Consider the following 18,162-nt stretch of genomic DNA (forward strand, 5'->3'; position numbering starts at 1 on the left):
TGGAAGACTGCACCCATGAGCGTGTGGGACGAGGTGGTCGGCCAGCCGGACGCGGTGGCAACCCTGTCCGCGGCCGCGGAAGCCGCGGCCACGATCGTCGCGGGCGGCACTCCGGCACCCGGCGTGATGACCCACGCCTGGCTGTTCACCGGCCCACCCGGATCCGGCCGTTCGTCGACGGCCCGCGCGTTCGCCGGCGCTCTGCAGTGCGTGGTGACGGACGACCGCCCCGGCTGCGGTGTGTGCACCGGCTGCCGGACCGCCCTGCACGGCACCCACGCCGACGTGCGCGTGGTGACGCCGGAGGGCCTCTCGATCTCGGTCGCCGAGATGCGCGCACTGGTCCAGATCTCCGCCCGCCGCCCCACGTCGGGCCGGTGGCAGGTCGTGATCATCGAGGACGCCGACCGCCTGACCGAGGGCGCCGCCAACGCCCTGCTGAAGGCCGTCGAGGAACCGCCGGAGCGCACGGTCTTCCTGCTGTGCGCCCCCTCCGACCACCCCGACGACGTGTCGGTGACCATCCGCTCGCGCTGCCGCCTGGTGTCCCTGGGCTCACCGCGCCCCGCCGCCATCGCCTCGGCCCTGGAGTCGGTGGACGGAGTTCCGCCCGAGATGGCGCAGTGGGCGGCGTCGGTGTGCGGCGGCCACGTGGGCCGCGCACGCCGGTTGGCCGTGGACGAACAGGCCCGCGGCCGCCGGGAGTCGGTGCTGCGCATCCCCCTGGCGCTGCGCAAGCCCGCCGACGTCTTCACCTGCGCCGACGAGCTGATCAAGGCCGCGGAGGAGGACGCCACCACGGCCAACGAGGCCCGCAACGAGGCAGAGCGCGAGGCCCTCGAAACGGCGATGGGCGCGGGCGGCACCGGCAAGGGCACCGCGGCCGCGACCCGTGGCGCCAAGGGTGCGTTGAAGGACCTGGAGAAGCGCCAGAAGTCCCGCGCCACCCGAACCCAGCGCGACTCGCTGGACATGGCCCTGGTCGACCTGGCCGGCTTCTACCGCGACGCCCTGGTGACCAAGACGGGCTCCGAGGCGGCGCTGATGCACCCGGACCGCGCCGGCGACTCGCGGACGGCGGCGGCGCAGTGGTCGCAGGAGTCGATCCTGCGGCGGCTGGAGGCGGTGCTGGCGTGTCGTGAGGCGATCGAGGTGAACGTGAAGCCGCGGATCGCGATCGAGGCGATGGTGACCACGCTGCACCGGGGTTAGAGCCAGCCGAGCGCCGCTGACACCTCGTCCGCTGCCCGCAGCACCCGCGGCCCCAACGCGATCAGCTCCGGCAACGAGTGCTCCATGGCGAGCGACGACGCCGAGAGCCCGCCGATCACCACCCCCGCGTGGTCACGCACGGCCGCGCCCACGCAGCGCACCCCGACCTCGTTCTCCTCGTCGTCCAACGCGAACCGCGACCGCCGCACCCGCGCCAGCTGCGCCTTGAGCCGCGGCCCGGACGTGATCGTCTTCGGTGTCCGTCCCTGCAGTCCGGTGCGCCCGAGGAACGCGTCCAGTTCGGCGGGAGTGAGCGAGGCCAGCACCGCCTTGCCGATGGCGGTCCCGTGGGCCGGCAAAGACATGCCCAGACGGGACGCCATCCGGTAGGGCTTGTTGGCCTCGATCTTGTCGACGTAGACCAGTTCGTCGCCGTACAGCACGGCCAGGTGCACGGTGCACCCCGTGGATTCCTGCAGCGAGCGCAGGAAGGGCCGTGCGCGCTCCACCGTGTCGACGGGCCGGAGAACCTTGCCCGCGAGGGCGAGCACTCGCGGGCCGGTCAGGTAGCCGTCCGCTGTCGGTGTGGCGAAGCCCCGGTCCACCATCGTCTGCAGGAGGCGGTGGACCGTGGACTTCGGCAGGCCCGTGACCCGCGCGATGTCCGTGATGCGCGTGTGGTCGGCGAGGGCCTCCAGCACGGCGAGCGTTTTTTCGACGGCGGTATCGGTCATCTCGCCAGCCAGCCTCCATCGACCACCAGTACGTGTCCGGTCACATAATCGGACGCCGTGGACGAAAGGAACACCGCCGGGCCCACGAGATCTTCCGGCGTGCCCCAGCGGCCCGCCGGGATGCGGGTGCGGATGGCCGGCTCGCGGTCGGGGTCGGCACGGAGAGGGGCCGTGTTGTTGGTTTCGATGTAACCGGGTGCGATGGCGTTGACCTGCACGTTCGCCGCGGCCCACTCGTTGGCGAGCAGCTTTGTCATGCCGACCAGCGCGTGCTTCGAGGCCGTGTAGGCCGAGACCAGGATTCCGCCCTGGAACGACAGCAGCGACGCGATGTTCACGACCTTGCCGCTGCCCCGCGCCACCATCTGACGGCCGCAGAGCTTGGAGATCTCGAACGCCGAGTCGAGGTTGACCGCCATGACCCGTTGCCAGTCCGCCAGCGAGACGTCGACGGCCGCGCCGCGGTGGATGGTGCCGGCGTTGTTGACCAGGACGTCCACCCGGTGCTCCGCCAGGACCGGTGCCAGCGCGGGTTCGATCGACGCCGGGTCCGCCAGGTCCACCGACACCGTCGCCACGGCCGGTGCCACGTCGGACAGGTCGCCGCGGCCCACCAGGATCAACGACGCTCCGGCCTCGTGCAGCCCGCGGGCGATGGCGCGGCCGATGCCGGTGCGGGCGCCGGTCACCACCGCCGTTTTGCCGTCGAGGGAGAAGTTCACCGCAGCTCCGTCACGGCGACCGGGTCCATGTCGTCGTAGGCCTGGTTCTCGCCGCCCATGGCCCAGACGAACGTGTACGAGTGCGTTCCGGCTCCACTGTGGACGGACCACGACGGCGAGATCACGGCTTCCTCGTTGCGCACCACGATGTTCCGGGTGTTCTGCGGTTCGCCGCAGAGGTGGATCACGCGGTGCTCCTCTGGCAGGTCGAAGTAGAGGTAGCACTCGGTGCGGCGGTCGTGGGTGTGCGGCGGCATGGTGTTCCAGACGCTGCCGGGAGCGAGCGAGGTGACGCCGAGGACCAACTGCGACGAGCGGATGCCGTCGGCGTGCACGAACTTGCGGATCTCGCGGACGTTCGCGGTGCTCTGGTCGCCCAGCTTCAGCACGTCGACCTCGTCGAAACGGGCCACGGCGGTGGGGAACGAGGCGTGCGAGGGCGTGGAGAAGAGGTAGAAGCGGGTGTCCTCGCCGGCGGCGTGGAACTCGACGTCGACGGCGCCCTGGCCGACGTACAGGCAGTCGCGCGTACCGAGTTCGTACTCGGTTCCGTCCACGGTAACCGTTCCGGAATTTCGGAGGGCGAGCACGGCGAGCTCACGCCGTTCGCAGAAATGCGCTGATCGCAGCGGGGGAGCGCTCTCGAGCTTGAGCGGCTGACCTGGTGACGGGGACGCTCCGCCGAGCACGATGCGGTCTTCGTGGGTGTAGACGGTCCGGATCTCGCCCGGTACGAACAGGTCGTCCACGAGGTAGTGCCGCCGCAACCCGTCCGTGTCGAGGTCCGGCAACTGAGCCGGATGGGTCGAGTGCCTGATTTGCATCTGAGGATGCCTTCCGATCGGGGCGGCGGAGTGACACGATGTGCGCCGACCAACATGGAACTACGTTCCGTGGAATGGAACAAGCCTGAGGCCTCCACGCCGCCGGAGTTCAGGCTCAGGAAAGGCGGCCTTGGTGTACCAGCAGAATCCGAATCCGACAGGCTCGTTGTTCCTGTCGGCTCTGCTCGCGTTGATACCGCTCGTTGCCGTGCTCGTGCTGCTCGGCGGCCTCAAGTGGAAGGCTCATTGGGCTGGTCTGACCGCGCTCGTGCTCGCGATCGGCGTCGCGATCTTCGGCTACTCGATGCCGCTCGGCCAGGCGCTCAACTCGGCGGCGTTCGGCGCGGCGACCAGCGTGCTCGTGGTCCTGTGGATCACGTTCAACGCCATCTGGATCTACAACCTCACCGTCCACAGCGGACACTTCGCCGTGCTGCGGCGGTCGTTCAGCTCGATCTCGGACGACCAGCGCGTGCAGGCGATCGTCATCGCGTTCTCGTTCGGCGCGCTGCTCGAAGCTCTGGCGGGCGGCGGCGGTCCCGTGGCGATCTGCTCGGTCATGTTGATCGCTCTCGGCGTCGACCCGATGAAGGCGGTGGCGCTGGCGTTGATCGCCGACACCGCGCCGGTCGCGTTCGGCGGCATGGGCAACCCGATCACGGTGCTGAACACCGTCACCGGACTGCCTGCCGACACGTTCGGTGCGATGACCGGTCGTCAGGTGCCGTTCCTGGCGATGCTCGTGCCGTTCGTGCTGATCTTCGTGGTGGACGGCAGGCGCGGCTTCAAGCAGGCGTGGCCCGCTGCCCTGGTGGCAGGCGGCTCGTTCGCTCTGACGCAGTACCTGGTCTCGAACTTCTGGTCCTACAAGCTCTGCGACATCATCGCGGCCGTCGTCTCGGTGCTCGCGGTGATCGCGCTGGCGCGGGTCTGGCAGCCGGAACGTTCGATCCCACCGGTCATCGCGGGTGGCTCGACGACGGACTCGCGGCGTGACGTGATCACGGCGTTCAGCCCGTACGCGATCATCGTGGTGATCTTCTCGATCGCGCAGATCGTGCCGGTGAAGAAGTTCCTCGACTCGCTGACCTACAAGTTCCTGTGGCCGGGCATGCACCTGACGAACGCGTCCGGCAAGCCGATCAAGGTCGAGTACGCGCTGAACTGGGCGTCCGCGACGGGTTCGCTGCTGTTCCTGTCCGGCCTGATCACGTTGGTGCTGCTCGGGATCAGCGCGCGGAAGGGCCTGGAGATCTACGGCCAGACGATCAGGCAGTTCAGCTGGGCGATCCTGGCGATCCTCGCGGTGTTCTCGCTGTCGTACGTCATGAACTACTCGGGCCAGATCACGACACTGGGCCTGTGGCTCGCGGGGACCGGCGCGTTCTTCGCGTTCCTGTCGCCGGTCGTCGGCTGGTTCGGCGTCGCGATCACCGGCACGGACGCGGGCTCCAACGCGTTGTTCGGCGGCCTCCAGGTCACCGCGGCGCAGCAGCTCGGCACGTCCCCGTTCCTGTTCGGCGCCTCGAACAGCTCAGGTGGCGTGATGGCGAAGATGATCTCGCCGCAGAACCTGGCGATCGGCACCGCCGCGGCGGGTCTCGTCGGCCGCGAAGGAGACCTGTTCCGCAAGGTCTTCGGCTGGAGCCTGTTGCTGCTGCTGGCGATGTGCGTGATCGCGTACCTGCAGTCCACGCCGGTGCTCGGATGGATGGTGCCATGACGTTCACTCGCAGAACCCTGCTCGGTGCGGCCGGGGCTGTCGCGGTTCTTCCGGGAGAGGCTTCGGCTTCGGGGCGGCTCTTCCGCGAGTCGCTGGACTACGCGCTCGGGAAGCTGAGGCAGGTGGCGCCGAACGTCACCTCGTTCCCGGAGGAGACGAAGTTCGAGAAGTGGACCTACGTCAACTCCGGCGGCTGGGTCGGCGGTTTCTGGCCCGGCATGCACTGGCTCGCGTTCCTGGACAGCGGCGACGAGCAGTTCAAGGCGTGGGCCGTGGAGTCGGCGCTGAGGCTGTCCCCGCGGCGCACCGACACGTCGATCCACGACCTCGGCTTCCTGTTCTACCCGTCGTGGGTGACCGCGTACCGGCTGACCGGGGACGCGTCCTGGCGTGACGGCGCGGTGCAGGCCGCGTCGTCGTTGATCCAGCGCTACAACGAGAAGGGCCGCTTCATCAGGGCGTGGGGAGCGCTCGGGACGCCCGCGAACGCCGGCCGCGCGATCATGGACACGATGATGAACCTCGACCTGCTGACGTTCGCGTCCGAGCAGACGGGGGAGTCGCGGTTCCTGGACGTCGCGGTGGCGCACGCCTTGACGACTCGTGCGAAGTTCATCCGGCCGGACGGCTCCACGCCGCACGTCTTCGACTTCAACCCCGACACCGGCGAGGACATCGGGCCCAACACGAACCAGGGCTACAGCCCGACGTCGTGCTGGTCGCGTGGTCAGGCTTGGGGCATCTACGGGTTCACGACGATGTACCGGCGTACTCGGCGTCGTGAGTTCCTCGAGGCTGCGCGAAAACTCGCCGACTTCGCCCTGGACGCCCTTACACCGGACCACGTTCCGGTGTGGGACTACCGCTCACCGTTGGCGCCCAACGACGTCAAGGACTCGTCGGCGGGCGCCATCATGGCGTGCGGTCTGCTGGACCTGGCCGTCGCGTCTGGCCGGTTGTCGTACCGGGTGGCCGCGCTGCGCATCCTGGATGCGTTGTGCCGCACGTGTTTGACCACCCGGTCCGAGCGGCACGAGGCGATCCTGGCGCGCGGCACCCGCAACCGCCGCACGGAGGTCGGCATCGAGGTCTCGTTGCCCTACGGCGACTACTACCTCATGGAAGCGTTGCTCAGGGTTCTGAAACCTCGGGAGATTTCGCGCGCGATCGGCCTCTGACCGGCAGCGCCGCGAAGATCACGACACCCGCGAGCAGCAGTCCCGTGCCGGTCCAGAACAGCGGAACCGACTGGTACGCGGCGTTGGTGTAGGCGAGCGGCGGTGCCTTCTTGGGAGGCGCCGCCGGCCCGCCCGGTTCCTGCGTCTGGGGAGGCTGCGCGGTTGCGCAGACCACGCCGCCCTGCGGTGCCGCGGCCCGCACGATCTGCTCGCCCAGCGAGATCTGCGCGAGCGCCGTCGGCAGGTTCGGGAGCTTCAGCTTGTCCGTCGGCAGGAGCTGGACGTCGAGCATCCGCGCCGTCGCCCCGAGCTGGAACCCGCTGAACCCGTTGCCGCTGAAGCTCGCCTTCTTCTCGTTGAGCCCGGCGACCTGCAGCCTGACGACGACCAGGTCCAGCAGCAGCGGCACGTCCAGTGCCGGGTGCGCGGCGTCCAGCGTGCCGAGCTCCTTGCCGTTCTGGCTGACCTTCAGCACCGGCGCGGTGTAGGTGATCTTCGACGTCTTCTCGTCCCCGGTGGCCGTCGCCGTGAGCGTGGGCGGGCTGGCGACGTCGATCTTGATCCCGCCCGCGAGCTCGACGCTCACCGCGCGCATGGTCGACGTCGACTCGACGGCCTTGTTCTTCGAGCCGGGCAGATCCACCAGCCGGACCTGCGAGTTCGCCTCGAACGTGTCAGGGATGCTGATCAGGCTCTTGGACGGCAACGGCACCTCGGCCGGCAACGCGCTCAGAACCTCGAGCCCCGCGAGGGAGGTCTTCGCCGTCGCGAGCGGACTGACGCACGGCCCGAGCTTCTCGTCCCACCGCGCGTGCACGCTGCCGTTGAGCAGCCGGAGCTTCCCGAGCGGCGTCTCGGGAATCGGCAGCCCGCCGTTGGCCGGCTGCGGGTTGTCCGGAATCGCCGTCTGCACGAGCGTGCCCGGCGACTGCGGCGACCGCCCGCCCACCGCGAACCCGAACGGACTGGCCTGCGTGACCACCCGCTCGGTGCTCAGGAACGCCTCGGTGTTGACCTGCGCACTGGCGAGCCCCAGCCCGAACTCGGTGACCGACTGCTTCGGCAGCTGCTCGCTCAGCCCGGGAAGGATCGTGTTGGTGGGCACCCCCTGCGGCCCGAGCCGGACCACGCTGAGCCCGGTCCCCGCATCCCCCACGGCGTGCGCGAGCGACTGAGGCCCGTTCGGCGCCGACGCGGGTGGCTGGTTCGGGTCACGCGGGCCCGGCACCGGTGTAGTCGGCGGCTGCGCGAGCGCGGGCGCTGCGACGAGCGCGAGCATCAACCCTGCCAGCGGCACGGACAACGTGCGGCGCATGAACCACTCCTCGGCGGTCAGGACGTGGTGACATCGGTCACGGTCCGTACAACGAAGGCGACCCCCGTGAGTGACGGGTCTTCGGACCCGCTATAGTTATCGCGTCTCGCCGCCTTAGCTCAGTCGGCCAGAGCGGCTCACTCGTAATGAGCAGGTCGTCGGTTCGATTCCGACAGGCGGCTCGGTGAGACGGAAGGGCCAGGTCACTCGCTGACCTGGCCCTTCCTCTGTTTAGCGTTCGCCAAGCCTGCGCGTGAACGGCGGACTAAGCTCGCGCGTATCCGGTGGAAGACGCAGTCACCAGGCGCTTCCGCGGGGTCACCTGAGGTGAGTTCGGACCGGGTGGATAACATCGCCGACCTTCGCGCGATCAGTCCACCGAGGGCCGGACGAGCCTCCACTGTCGTCTGGTGCGGTGGTGACCGGATTGCGCTTCACCTCGTGGCCAGAAGGAGGAACGCACACCATGTCGTACACGGGCGGCGAGAACGGCGACAAGTGAGTCGCTGACCTGGGCTTTGTGCCCCGTCAGGGGGCCTGCACGGTCAGGTGAGGCTTGTGCAGGCCGTTTTACCTCTGAAGTTCCAGCAGCATGCCGGCCCGGCGGTTCGCCGGCAGGTTGTTGATGGCCAGCTTGATCTCGACGCGGCCGGCGTCGGTCCGCCTGGTGATTTCGAAGTCGTCGCGGATCCGGTTGAGCGCGATCACGTCCCAGTGGACGTCGACTCCCGGTGGCAGGACGATTGTGTAGGTCGCCCGTTCGACCGGTTGCCGGAAGTAGAAGGTGAATGGATCCGGCTTCTTGGCGACCATCAGCGGAACGCACTTCTTCGGCCAGGTCCACTCCATTTTCAGGCGTATTTCGCTGTCCACTTCGGCAGGGGAGTGGAAATGGGACACCATGTCGAGCTTGCCGTCCGCGCTCCAATGTGACGTGACGAGGAAGCTCGGGCCCATCGTTCCGTCCACCAACAGGCTGCGCACTTTCGCGTTGACCAGCTTCTGGATCGACTTGGGCTGGTTCCACCCCGGACCGAACCGCAGCCGGAAGAACCTCGCCTCGGCGTTGCGGATCATGGCGTTCACCGTGATGAACTCCTGCGTGTCCCCGTTGGCCTCGATCACGGCCACCTGCTCCCAGACCTTGATGTCGAACTGGCTGGGCTGCAGTTCCATCAACATGTAGGAGTACTTGGACAGCAGTGCGCGGTACTCGCGCGACTCCGCGTCGAACTTCGCGACGCGGCCCGTCAGATACCCCAGCAGCAGGAGCGTCAGCACGATCGCGCCGATCACGAACGTCGTGCGAATGGCCACCGAGCCGAACAGCGTGGACAATACGGCGCCGAACGCGACCAGGCCGAGCAGTCCCTTGACGAAGCCGACCGCTCCTTCTTCCTGCAGGAATTTCTCCAGCCACTGCGCGAACGACTTCAGCAACCCCGTCCACCCCTCTTGCTCGGCCGCACGTGCCGGACTGATCAGGGTAGCTCTGGTGTGTCCGACCCGTCATCGAAGTTGGTACGAATGGGTGGAGCAGCTCAATTGTCAATCAATTGGCATTGTTTCCAGGGTTATGTCGCAGGGGGTGTGTCACAGGTGGCGAGTGCCTTCTCCAGCGCCGACCGTTCCGCCGGAGCCACGCTCAACCCGTAGGCCGCCTTCACCGTCACGTAGATCCGCCCGTACGAACACGCGTACGCCGCACTGGGCGGCATCCACTCGTCCGGCGTCTTGTCGCCCTTCGACTGGTTGACGCTGCCGGTCACCGCCACCAGGTTCCGCAGGTCGTTCGCCGCCGCCACCCGCTTCTCCTGCGGCCACCCGGCGGCTCCGCTGCGCCACATCTCGGCGAGCGGCACCACGTGGTCGATCTGGATCTTCGACACGCTGGTCACCCGCGAGCCGGTGTACGGGTCGTCGAGCGTGCCCGACTGCACGCCGCACCGGCCCGGCTTGCGCTGCACGTCCGCCAGGTCGCGGGCCAGCACCTGGCTGCGCTGGTCGCAGCCGTCGCCGTCGGTGTCGAACCACGGCTGCCCGAACACGCACGCGCCCTTGTCGCAGTCGCGCGAGTACCCGTCGAGGCGGCCCGGCGCGGCGAGGGGGAGCGCGGCGAGCGAGGTGCGCGCGGCCGGGGCGTCGAGGGTTCCCTCCGGCACGCGGTTCAGTTGCGGGCCGGGGGAAAGAGGTATCGCGGAACAGCCGGTCAGCAGGATGATCAGCAACAACCACCGCATGGAAAGGGCTTACCCGGCACAACCTGCCGTCATGGCCGCCCAACGGCGCAACTTCCGGGGGACAGATGTCGCAACTCGACGCGCTCGCCGACCGTCTGTGGGACCTGGTGCTGGAGCAGCACCCGTTGCTCGCGAACCTCATGGGACTGCGGGACGACGGTGCGCTGGCCGACCACAGCGAGGAGGCCCATTTGCGGTTCCTCGGGCGGTACCTGGCCGTCGTCGAGGACGCGGACGGCCTGGTGCCGGAGACCCTCGACGACCGCGTCACGCTGGGCCTCGTCCGGCACCTCGCCCGCGTGGAGTGCGAGAAGATCGAGTCGAGGGAGATCGAGTTCGGGATCAGCGGGTACCTCCAGTCCGCGGTGCCCGAGACGCTCCACTTCCTCTCCCACCTCAGAAACCACCACGCCGTACCGGGGTTCGTCGAAACGGTCACCGAACGGCACCGCGCGGGCATCGCCGCGGGACGAACGCCGGTCCGGCACCTCGTCGAGCAGGCGATCGAGCTGACCGAACGACACGCTGCGGAACAGCACGAGTTGCGCCCGGTCCTGGAGAACTACCGCGACTTCCTGCGGCGGGAAGCCCTGCCGCACGGCCGGGACGCCGAGCATGCGGGGCTCTGCTGGCTTCCTGACGGCGAAGCGTTGTACCGCAAGGCAGTTCGCAGGCACACGACGCTGGACGTCGATCCGGACGAGCTGCACGCCACCGGGCTCCGGCTCGTCGAGAACGTCCGGCGAGAGCTCGGTGGGAGGCTCAGCGACGGCAGCACGTACATCAGCGCCGCGGAGATGCTCGCGGCTGCCGAGGCCGCTGTGCGCAGGGCGGAAGCCGTTGCACCGCAGTGGTTCCGGACGATCCCGGACGAGCGGTGCGTGATCGCCGAGACCGCGCCGTCCGTGCCCGCGAGCACGCCGCCGCACTACCTGGCCGCCGCGCTCGACGGCAGCCGCCCCGGCACGTATTTCGTCAACACCAAGGATCCGCACGTCCAGCCGCGGAACATCGCGGAGGCGACGGCGTTTCACGAGGCGGTGCCCGGCCACCACTTCGAGAGCTCCCGGCTCATGCTGCTCCAGGACATCCCTCTGCTGCGCCGCAAGGCCCGCGTCACCGCCTTCACCGAGGGGTGGGCGCTCTACTGCGAACGCCTCGCCGACGAGATGGGTCTCTACAGCGACGAGGAGACCCGGCTCGGCATGCTCATGATGGAGGCCAAGCGCGCGTGCAGGCTCGTCGCCGACACGGGCCTGCACGCGAAGGGCTGGAGCAGGGAGGAAGCCGTCGACCACCTGCTCGGCAACACCTCGATGCCGCGCGAGCTCGCCGAGGCCGAGGTCGACCGCTACCTCGCCCAGCCGGGCCAGGCTCTGGCGTACGCGGTGGGCCGCCTCAGGTTCGACGAGCTGCGCGCGAAAGCGGAGCTGGCTCTAGGAACGGCGTTCGACGTCCGCGACTTCCACGAGGTCGTCCTCGGCCGCGGCAGGCTCACCCTCGGCCTGCTCGACGACGTGGTCACCGCCTGGCTGGCCGAGCGCTGACCGCATCTGGCCGACGTCGAGCATGCCCTCCCACCGCGACACCACGAACGTGGCCACGCAGTTGCCCAGCAGGTTCGTGAAGACGCGCATGGAGTCCATGATCCTGTCGGCGCCCAGCAGCAACGCCACCGCCGCGGCCGGGATCGAGCCGACGGCGGCGACGGTGGCGGACAGCGCGAGGAACGCCGAGCCCGGCACGCCCGCCATGCCCTTCGACGTCAGCACGAGCACCAGCACGATCGTGAGCTGGTCGCCGAGGTCGAGCGGGATGTTCAACGCCTGCGCCAGGAACACGGTCGCGAGCGACAGGTAGATCGACGCGCCGTCCAGGTTGAACGAGTACCCGGTCGGCAGCACCAGCCCGACGGACGTGGGCGCGCAGCCCGCACGTTGCAGCTTCGCCATCATCCGCGGCAGCACGGCCTCCGACGACGCCGTGCCGAGCGCCAGCAGGAACTCCTCCTTCGCATACCTGATGAACCGCAGGAGGTTGACCCGCGCGAACGTCCAGGCGATCACCCCGAGCAGCACGCAGAACAGCAACGCCGCGCCGTAGGAGGCGAGGATCAGCCACAGGTACGTGCGCAACGACCCCAGTCCGTACTGACCGACGAGGAACGCCATCGCGCCGAACGCGCCGAGCGGCGCCAGCTTCATCACGTACCCCAGCACCGTGAAGAACGCCAGGTTGACGCGTTCCAGCAGGTCCACGACGGGCGTCGCGCGCTCGCCGAGCTGGGCCAGTGCGCAGCCGAACAGCACGGCGAACAACAGCACTTGAAGCAACGCGTTGCGCGCCAACGCGTCCACCACACTGGAAGGGATGAGATCGAGCAGGAACTGGACGACGCCCGGGAGGTGACCACCCTGCGTCTTCGCCTCCACGGCGGAGGCGTCCAAGGTGGACGGATCGATGTTCATGCCGGCGCCCGGTCGCACGACGTTGCCGACCAGCAGCCCGAACGCGAGCGCCGCGGTCGAGACGACCTCGAAGTAGATCAGGGCCTTGACCCCGATCCTGCCGACCGCGCGCAGGTCGCCGACCTTGGCGATGCCCGTCGCCACCACGCAGAAGATCAGCGGCGCGATCACCATCTTGATCAGCTTGATGAAGCCGTCCCCGATCGGCTTGAGATCAGCGCCGAACGACCGGAAGTAGTGGCCCACGAGCACGCCGGCGACCACCGCGAGGAGGAGCTGCACGAACAGCGACCGAGTTTTCACCTGGCGGAAACTAGTTCTCATTCATGAGCAATGGAGTGCCCTCGTGTTACGTCCGCGTCATCTCATCGCTGGCACACTGCCGCGCATGAAGCCAGTCGCGGCGCTCGCCGCCCTGCTCCTGCTCGTCGCCTCCTGCAGCACGAGCGAACCCGAACCGCCCTCGGTCGAACTGCCGCCGAGCGGCGCGAAGTTCGACTACCAGATCGGCGGGGTCTACCAGCCGGACGCGCGCGTCAAGATCGTGGTGCGGGACCGCAGCAAGCTGCCCGTCGGCGACCGCTACAACATCTGCTACCTCAACGCCCTGCAGACCCAGCCGGATCCGATGGAGGGCAGCCTGAGCTGGTGGCAGCAGAACCACGGCGACCTGCTGGTGAAGAAGCCGGACGGCCAGCCGGTGATCGTCCCCCAGTGGGAGGAGGGCGTCCTCGACATCTCCACCCCCGAGAAGCGGGGGAGGATCCTGGACATCCAGAAGAAGTGGATCGAGGGCTGCAAGACCTCGCGCTTCCAGGCGATCGAGGCGGACAACCTCGACTCGCACACGTGGGCCGGCGGGGCGTTCGACATCAACGCCACCAAGGAGTTCATGAAGTCGTTCGTGCGCCACGCCCACGAGAAGGGACTCGCGGTCGCGCAGAAGAACGGCGGTGAGCTGGGCGACTCGGGCAAGAAGTACGTCGGCTTCGACTTCGCCATCACCGAGGACTGCCAGGCCCACGACGAGTGCAAGCCCTATGCCGACGCGTTCGGCGACAACGTCTTCCAGATCGAGTACACCGACGAGGCGTTCCAGAGCTCCTGCGCCGACCGCGGCGGACGGGTGTCGGTCATCCGCCGCGACCGGAACGTGGTGCCGTACGGGCACCCGGACTACGTCTACGAGGCCTGCCCGCTCAAGCCTTGATCGCGGTCTCCAGGAAAGCCTGCCACTTCTCGGCCTGGCCGGTCGCGTCGCCGAAGAGGTGGTGGCCGACGGCACGGGTGCCGTGGAACCGGTACAGGCCATCGGTTCCGCGCACGCTGAGGAACACCCCGGGCAGGTCGTAGGCGAAGTCGACGACCCCGGTGATGCCGAAGGGCTCCAGCGTGACCTCGTCGCCGACCTGGGGTTCGGCGGGCACGCCGAGCGCCGCGAGCAGTCGGTCCCACGCGTCGTCGGGCTGTTCCTGGGGCGCCTGGGCGAACACGTACGTGCCGCGACGGCCGGGGAAGTACTTGACGTACTGGCCCAGGGTGGCGAGGTACATGTCCCAGCCGTACGACGTCTGGTCGAGGTACTCGTCGCTCCAGCCGTCGCCGAGGATGCCGCTGTGCACGAACCGGAGCACGGTCGAGCCGCCGTCACGCGCCTCGATCAGGTACTCCATCGCGTGGATCGTGCCGTCGTCGGCCTTGTCGCTCTCGTAGGCGAACCGCTTGCCCGGCTCCCAGGCGGTGATCGTCGAAGCCTCCTGGAAGAAGCCCAGGTCGAGCGTCATGCGGCCGCCGAGCCGTCCGTCGACGGTGTGCGGGCCCATGAACCACGAGTCGATGCCGGGCCCCGTCGCGATGGCGTCCCACACCTGCTCCGGGGTGCCCTCGACCTCGACTTCCTTCTTGATCTCGAACTCGCGGGTCACGACTCTTCCTCCTTGGCACTGACGCTCGGGTGCAGGGCGACGACGACTCGGTGCGCACGCCCTCCTTCGGCCTGTTCGTCGTGGTACTTCGCGACGAGGTGCGTCACGCACGAGGCGAGCTCTTCGGCGAATGCCGCGCGGTCCGCCGCGGTGGCGAAACGCACCTCGCCGTCCAGCGCGAACGTCGCCAGCCGTTTCTTCGCCCTGGTCGCGCCCGTGATCAACGTGCCGACGTCGCGCACCAGCCTGGCCGAAACCGCCAGGAGCCACCGCGCGGACAACCGGTCGGGTGAACGCGCCGGGTCCGGCTGCACGGCCGCGAGCGCGGTCGGAGAGATCACGTAGGACGCCGCGGTCGCCTGCAGCAGGCGCTCGTTCACGTTGCCCTTGCGCCGTTCCTCGACGAGCTCCACGAGGCCGTGCTGCTCCAGCGTGCGCAGGTGGTAGTTCACCTTCTGCCTGGGCAGGCCCACCTTCGCGGCGAGCATCGTCGCCGATCCCGGCTCTGCCAGCTCCGCGAGCAACCGCGCCCGCACGGGGTCCAGCGACACCTCGGCCGCTGCCGGATCCTCGATCACCGCCACTTCGAACATGGCTCCACCGTCGCACCGAAAACAAAATTAGTCAAGAACTGACTTGCTGTCGGTGACTTTGCTCCACCTGGGTGGCTTTGGACCCGGTACCGTAAGTGCCGTCTCGATTGGTCGTTGCTTGTTCGCAACCCTTGAGGAGACAGAATGATCATGATGCTGGTCCTGACCCTGCTCGCCCTGCCGTTCGCTCTCACCGCCGCCAACGTGGGCAGACGCCGGTGGGTCAGAAAGAGGGGCGTCGCCAGAGTGCGCGCCGAGCTCGACGCTTTCCACGCCGAGCTCGCACGTCAGGGCCTCAGTCACTTCTCCGGCCGGTGAAGGACGTTCCCCGACGGTGAGATCCGGGTGACCACGTCGCCGTAGCGTTCCAGGAGCGAGGCCGTGGCGGTCTCCGGCGAGCCGACGACGGCGAAGGTGTTCAGCACCTCGTCCGTGATCAACCCGCTCATCTCGGTCCAGTGCTGCCGCCGCGACATCCGGTGCAGCTCCTCGTGCAGCGTTCCCCAGCCGTGCAGCTCCAGCACCGGCCGGTACGCGGGCGTCGACCCGTAGAACGCGATCTGCCGCTTGACGTCGGCGATCTCCTCGTCGTTCGTCGCGGCGAACACCGGGCCGCTGATCTCGAAGCCCTCCAACGTCTTGCCCGCCTTCGCCCGGCCGCGTTCGAGCGCCGGCAGCGTCACCTCGCGCAGGTACCGCTCCGTCGTGAAGTTGTGGCACAGGAAGCCGTCCGCGACCTCGCCCGCGACCTCGGTCATCAGCTCACCGACGCCCGCGAGGTAGATCGGCGCGTTGCCGTGCGGGTTCGGGCCGGGGTCGAAGAACGGCGTCATCAGCGTGTGCTTGTAGAACTCGCCGCGGAACGCCAGCCGCTCACCGGTCTCCCACGCGTGCCAGATCGCCCGGATCGCCAGCACGAACTCGCGCATCCTCGCGGCGGGCTTGCTCCACGGCATCGAGAACCGCTTGGTGATGTGCGCTTCGACCTGCGAGCCCAGCCCGAGGTTGAAGCGCCCCTTCGAGAGCAGCCGCAGGTCGTTCGCCGTGGTCGCGACGGTCATCGGGTTGCGCGCGAACGCCACCGCGATCGCCGTGCCCAGCTCGATCCGCTCGGTCGCCGCGGCGGCACCGGCCAGCGCCAGGAACGGGTCGTGCTTGGTCTCCGCGAGCCAGAACCCGTCGTAGCCGCGGTCCTCTGCCCGTTTGGCGATGGCCCCGGCGTCGCCCGGGGTGTAGTCGACGGCACTCCTGTCCAGCTTCATGCCGCTGAGGCTATGAGGTCACCGGCGCGGCGGCTCGCAGGCGATGCCGTTGCGGTTCGCGTCCAGCTCGACCCGGTAGCCCGGCTGACCCCAGTAGATCGGCGCCGCCCCGGCCCGCCACGCGTCGTCGCACGTCGCGAAGAAGACGGGCTTCGGCGTCGGCTTCGTCGTGGTGGTCGGCTTGGGCGGGGTCGTGGTGGGCGGTGGTGGAGGCGGAGGCGGCGGAGTGGGGGTCTCGGTGGCGTCCTTGCCGCCGCACGGTGCTCCCCACAGCCCGATCGGGACGCGTTGCGCGGCCCCCTCGGCTTCCTTCTGCGCGGGCGACGGAGCGCCCGCGGTGCGCCCAGCGCCGTTGCCCAGCGCGAGCAACGCGTAGTCCGTGCCGTCCGCGAGGCTCAGCGCGCCGGTGGCCCGGTCGTAGCGCACCTGCTGGTTCAGCAGCATGCTCCGCGCGAAGCCCGCGGCGGCCTCCGCCCAGCACGGTCCCGGCTGGGCGAGGCCGCTGACCTCGGCCTTCGACCCGTCGGACAGCATCACGGCGCGTCCGTCGACGACCGACACCACGCTGATGCCCAGCATGGCCGGTGGCACCGACGGCGACGTCGTGACCTGCGTCTCCCCGGCTCGTTTCTCCACCGCAACGGGAGTCGACTGCTGTGCCTGCGCCGTGCACCCCGCGCTCAACAAGGCCAGCAGGACGCCGCCCACAGTTCTCCACCCCGACATGACACCGAATGGTCCTACTTGGGCGGGGTGTGGCCAAGGTTACGTATTTGGTTCAGATCGGTTCACGGGTATTCCGAACTGAAATACGGAGACGCCCAGTTCAGCGCGCGGGCTTCAACGTCCACACGACGGTCATCTCGCCGGTGGTCACTCCCTCGGCGTTGGTGATCGTGATCGTCACCGGGAACTCGGGCCGCGCACCGGACTCCAGCTCGGCCAGAACCTCGTCCGCGGAACGGCCCAGAACGGCCTCAGCACGCAGAACGCCGAGCGCGACCTTCTTGTACGCGATGTCGGCACGGGCGACCAGCGGTGTGGCCTTGCCCAGGTGAGCGGCGAACGCGGCCATCACCACCGCGCCCGACGCGGTCTCGGCGAGACCGAACATCATCGCGGCGTGCGGCCCGCCGACGTGGTTGCGCAGCGTCTCGTCGTCGGGCAGTGACGCGACGACACGGCTGGCGGAGACCTCCTCGAACTCGATGCCGGTGGTCTTCACCCACGGCACGGCCTGCTTCATGGCGTCGGCGACGAAAGACACGTCTTGGCTCATGAGACGGATGCTACCGGCGGGTAACCAGTGAAGCTACCCGTCGGTAACCACTACTCCCTGCAGTCCCGTCACTCCTCTGTGGAGTGAGACTCGAAACCCACTTGCATTCCGGTCGACCGAGATGGATGCTTGTAGCGAGCAACTAGTTGGGTGATACAAGCAACGGGGTGTGGGATGGTCGAACCGGGCAGCTGCCACGTCGATCCCGAGCAGGGGCTCGCCGATCGCGTGAGCATGGCGATGATGCGCCTGAACAAGATGCACGCCCAGGTCACACACCAGATGTCGAAGCAGGGCATGGACAAGTCGGCCTTCATCCTCCTGTTGACGATCGCTGGTCTCGGCGAATGCCGGTCCAGCGCTCTCGCGGAGGCGGTGTTCTCCGACCCGTCCACGGTCAGCAGGCAGGTGGCCGCGCTGGTGAAGGACGGGCTCGTCGAGCGCCGTGCCGACCCGGCGGACGGCCGGGCCAGCGTGCTGGCGGTCACCCAGTCGGGACGCGAGTTGCTCCTTGAACGACGCCGGATGCGCATCGAAGCGTTCGAGCGGGTGTTCGCGGACTGGTCTGACGAGGAACTCAAGGTGTTCGCGGACCAGTTCGAACGCTTTGTCCAGGACTACGAGTGCACCATTCCGGCGCTTCTGACCGAACGCGGACTGGGGATCCGCGCAGGAGGGGAAAAGTAG

The 18,162-nt window shown here is 68.5% G+C and carries 19 protein-coding genes and 1 tRNA gene; 8 read left to right on the forward strand and 12 right to left on the reverse strand.

The window, feature by feature from the left end:
* Window positions 1-15 precede the first annotated feature (15 nt).
* Window positions 16-1,212, forward strand: a complete 1,197-nt coding sequence (locus AOM45_RS03860) for a DNA polymerase III subunit delta' (RefSeq protein ID WP_030472584.1) — start codon at window positions 16-18, stop codon at window positions 1,210-1,212.
* On the opposite strand, the gene AOM45_RS03865 is transcribed toward AOM45_RS03860, so the two are convergent.
* From AOM45_RS03865 to kduI, 3 genes are read right to left on the reverse strand one after another with little or no spacing between them, the layout of a single operon-like run.
* The gene (locus tag AOM45_RS03865; RefSeq protein ID WP_030472585.1) at window positions 1,209-1,946 is read right to left on the reverse strand and encodes an IclR family transcriptional regulator; all 738 of its coding nucleotides are present in this window, start codon (window positions 1,944-1,946) and stop codon (window positions 1,209-1,211) included. The genes AOM45_RS03860 and AOM45_RS03865 overlap by 4 nt on opposite strands.
* Complete coding sequence (locus AOM45_RS03870) at window positions 1,943-2,668, reverse strand: SDR family oxidoreductase (RefSeq protein ID WP_030472586.1); 726 nt, start codon at window positions 2,666-2,668, stop codon at window positions 1,943-1,945. Before AOM45_RS03870 ends, AOM45_RS03865 begins: the two co-directional genes overlap by 4 nt.
* Window positions 2,665-3,492: a 5-dehydro-4-deoxy-D-glucuronate isomerase gene (gene kduI, locus AOM45_RS03875; RefSeq protein WP_030472587.1), complete on the reverse strand. Its 828-nt coding sequence runs from the start codon at window positions 3,490-3,492 to the stop codon at window positions 2,665-2,667. Before kduI ends, AOM45_RS03870 begins: the two co-directional genes overlap by 4 nt.
* A gap of 133 nt (window positions 3,493-3,625) precedes the next feature.
* Between kduI and AOM45_RS03880 the strand changes: the two genes are divergently transcribed.
* Together AOM45_RS03880 and AOM45_RS03885 are read left to right on the forward strand one after the other, a co-directional pair.
* Window positions 3,626-5,215 (forward strand): L-lactate permease, encoded by a 1,590-nt coding sequence (locus tag AOM45_RS03880; protein WP_030472588.1) that lies wholly within the window; start codon window positions 3,626-3,628, stop codon window positions 5,213-5,215.
* On the forward strand, window positions 5,212-6,393 hold the full coding sequence (locus AOM45_RS03885) for an AGE family epimerase/isomerase (protein ID WP_030472589.1): 1,182 nt from the start codon (window positions 5,212-5,214) through the stop codon (window positions 6,391-6,393). The genes AOM45_RS03880 and AOM45_RS03885 overlap by 4 nt, the downstream gene beginning before the upstream one ends.
* Here the strand turns inward: AOM45_RS03885 and AOM45_RS03890 are convergent.
* Complete coding sequence (locus AOM45_RS03890; RefSeq protein ID WP_030472590.1) at window positions 6,347-7,708, reverse strand: hypothetical protein; 1,362 nt, start codon at window positions 7,706-7,708, stop codon at window positions 6,347-6,349. The genes AOM45_RS03885 and AOM45_RS03890 overlap by 47 nt on opposite strands.
* A 108-nt stretch (window positions 7,709-7,816) precedes the next feature.
* On the opposite strand from AOM45_RS03890, the gene AOM45_RS03895 reads away from it, so the two are divergent.
* Window positions 7,817-7,890, forward strand: a tRNA-Thr gene (locus AOM45_RS03895).
* 388 nt (window positions 7,891-8,278) lie between these two features.
* Here AOM45_RS03895 and AOM45_RS03900 read toward each other — a convergent pair.
* Window positions 8,279-9,148, reverse strand: coding sequence for a hypothetical protein (locus AOM45_RS03900; protein ID WP_030472591.1), 870 nt, complete (start codon window positions 9,146-9,148; stop codon window positions 8,279-8,281).
* Between the two features lie 134 nt (window positions 9,149-9,282).
* Window positions 9,283-9,948, reverse strand: coding sequence for an HNH endonuclease family protein (locus AOM45_RS03905; RefSeq protein WP_051784568.1), 666 nt, complete (start codon window positions 9,946-9,948; stop codon window positions 9,283-9,285).
* Between the two features lie 65 nt (window positions 9,949-10,013).
* Here AOM45_RS03905 and AOM45_RS03910 point away from each other — a divergent pair, with 65 nt between their 5' ends.
* Entirely contained in the window at window positions 10,014-11,495 is a 1,482-nt protein-coding gene (locus tag AOM45_RS03910; protein ID WP_030472593.1) for a DUF885 domain-containing protein, read from the forward strand.
* On the opposite strand, the gene dctA is transcribed toward AOM45_RS03910, so the two are convergent.
* On the reverse strand, window positions 11,385-12,719 hold the full coding sequence (gene dctA, locus AOM45_RS03915; RefSeq protein WP_236703078.1) for a C4-dicarboxylate transporter DctA: 1,335 nt from the start codon (window positions 12,717-12,719) through the stop codon (window positions 11,385-11,387). The two genes, AOM45_RS03910 and dctA, sit on opposite strands and share 111 nt — an antisense overlap.
* 85 nt (window positions 12,720-12,804) lie before the next feature.
* Between dctA and AOM45_RS03920 the strand changes: the two genes are divergently transcribed.
* A complete protein-coding gene (locus AOM45_RS03920) occupies window positions 12,805-13,626 on the forward strand; it encodes an endo alpha-1,4 polygalactosaminidase (protein ID WP_051784570.1) in 822 nt (273 codons plus the stop codon).
* On the opposite strand, the gene AOM45_RS03925 is transcribed toward AOM45_RS03920, so the two are convergent.
* Window positions 13,616-14,341 (reverse strand): SRPBCC family protein, encoded by a 726-nt coding sequence (locus AOM45_RS03925; protein ID WP_030472596.1) that lies wholly within the window; start codon window positions 14,339-14,341, stop codon window positions 13,616-13,618. The two genes, AOM45_RS03920 and AOM45_RS03925, sit on opposite strands and share 11 nt — an antisense overlap.
* A complete protein-coding gene (locus AOM45_RS03930; RefSeq protein ID WP_030472597.1) occupies window positions 14,338-14,934 on the reverse strand; it encodes an ArsR/SmtB family transcription factor in 597 nt (198 codons plus the stop codon). Before AOM45_RS03930 ends, AOM45_RS03925 begins: the two co-directional genes overlap by 4 nt.
* 144 nt (window positions 14,935-15,078) lie before the next feature.
* Here AOM45_RS03930 and AOM45_RS50565 point away from each other — a divergent pair, with 144 nt between their 5' ends.
* Window positions 15,079-15,252 (forward strand): hypothetical protein, encoded by a 174-nt coding sequence (locus AOM45_RS50565; RefSeq protein WP_156094336.1) that lies wholly within the window; start codon window positions 15,079-15,081, stop codon window positions 15,250-15,252.
* Here the strand turns inward: AOM45_RS50565 and AOM45_RS03935 are convergent.
* The 3 genes from AOM45_RS03935 to AOM45_RS03945 form a co-directional block, all read right to left on the reverse strand.
* The gene (locus AOM45_RS03935; protein WP_030472598.1) at window positions 15,234-16,196 is read right to left on the reverse strand and encodes a TIGR03617 family F420-dependent LLM class oxidoreductase; all 963 of its coding nucleotides are present in this window, start codon (window positions 16,194-16,196) and stop codon (window positions 15,234-15,236) included. The genes AOM45_RS50565 and AOM45_RS03935 overlap by 19 nt on opposite strands.
* 18 nt (window positions 16,197-16,214) lie before the next feature.
* Window positions 16,215-16,922, reverse strand: coding sequence for an excalibur calcium-binding domain-containing protein (locus tag AOM45_RS03940; RefSeq protein WP_081902676.1), 708 nt, complete (start codon window positions 16,920-16,922; stop codon window positions 16,215-16,217).
* 100 nt (window positions 16,923-17,022) lie between these two features.
* The gene (locus AOM45_RS03945) at window positions 17,023-17,475 is read right to left on the reverse strand and encodes a DUF4442 domain-containing protein (protein WP_030472600.1); all 453 of its coding nucleotides are present in this window, start codon (window positions 17,473-17,475) and stop codon (window positions 17,023-17,025) included.
* Window positions 17,476-17,649: 174 nt separating this feature from the next.
* Between AOM45_RS03945 and AOM45_RS03950 the strand changes: the two genes are divergently transcribed.
* A complete protein-coding gene (locus AOM45_RS03950; RefSeq protein WP_030472601.1) occupies window positions 17,650-18,162 on the forward strand; it encodes a MarR family winged helix-turn-helix transcriptional regulator in 513 nt (170 codons plus the stop codon).

It is taken from the genome of Lentzea aerocolonigenes, from assembly GCF_000974445.1.
GTDB classification, from domain to species: domain Bacteria; phylum Actinomycetota; class Actinomycetes; order Mycobacteriales; family Pseudonocardiaceae; genus Lentzea; species Lentzea aerocolonigenes.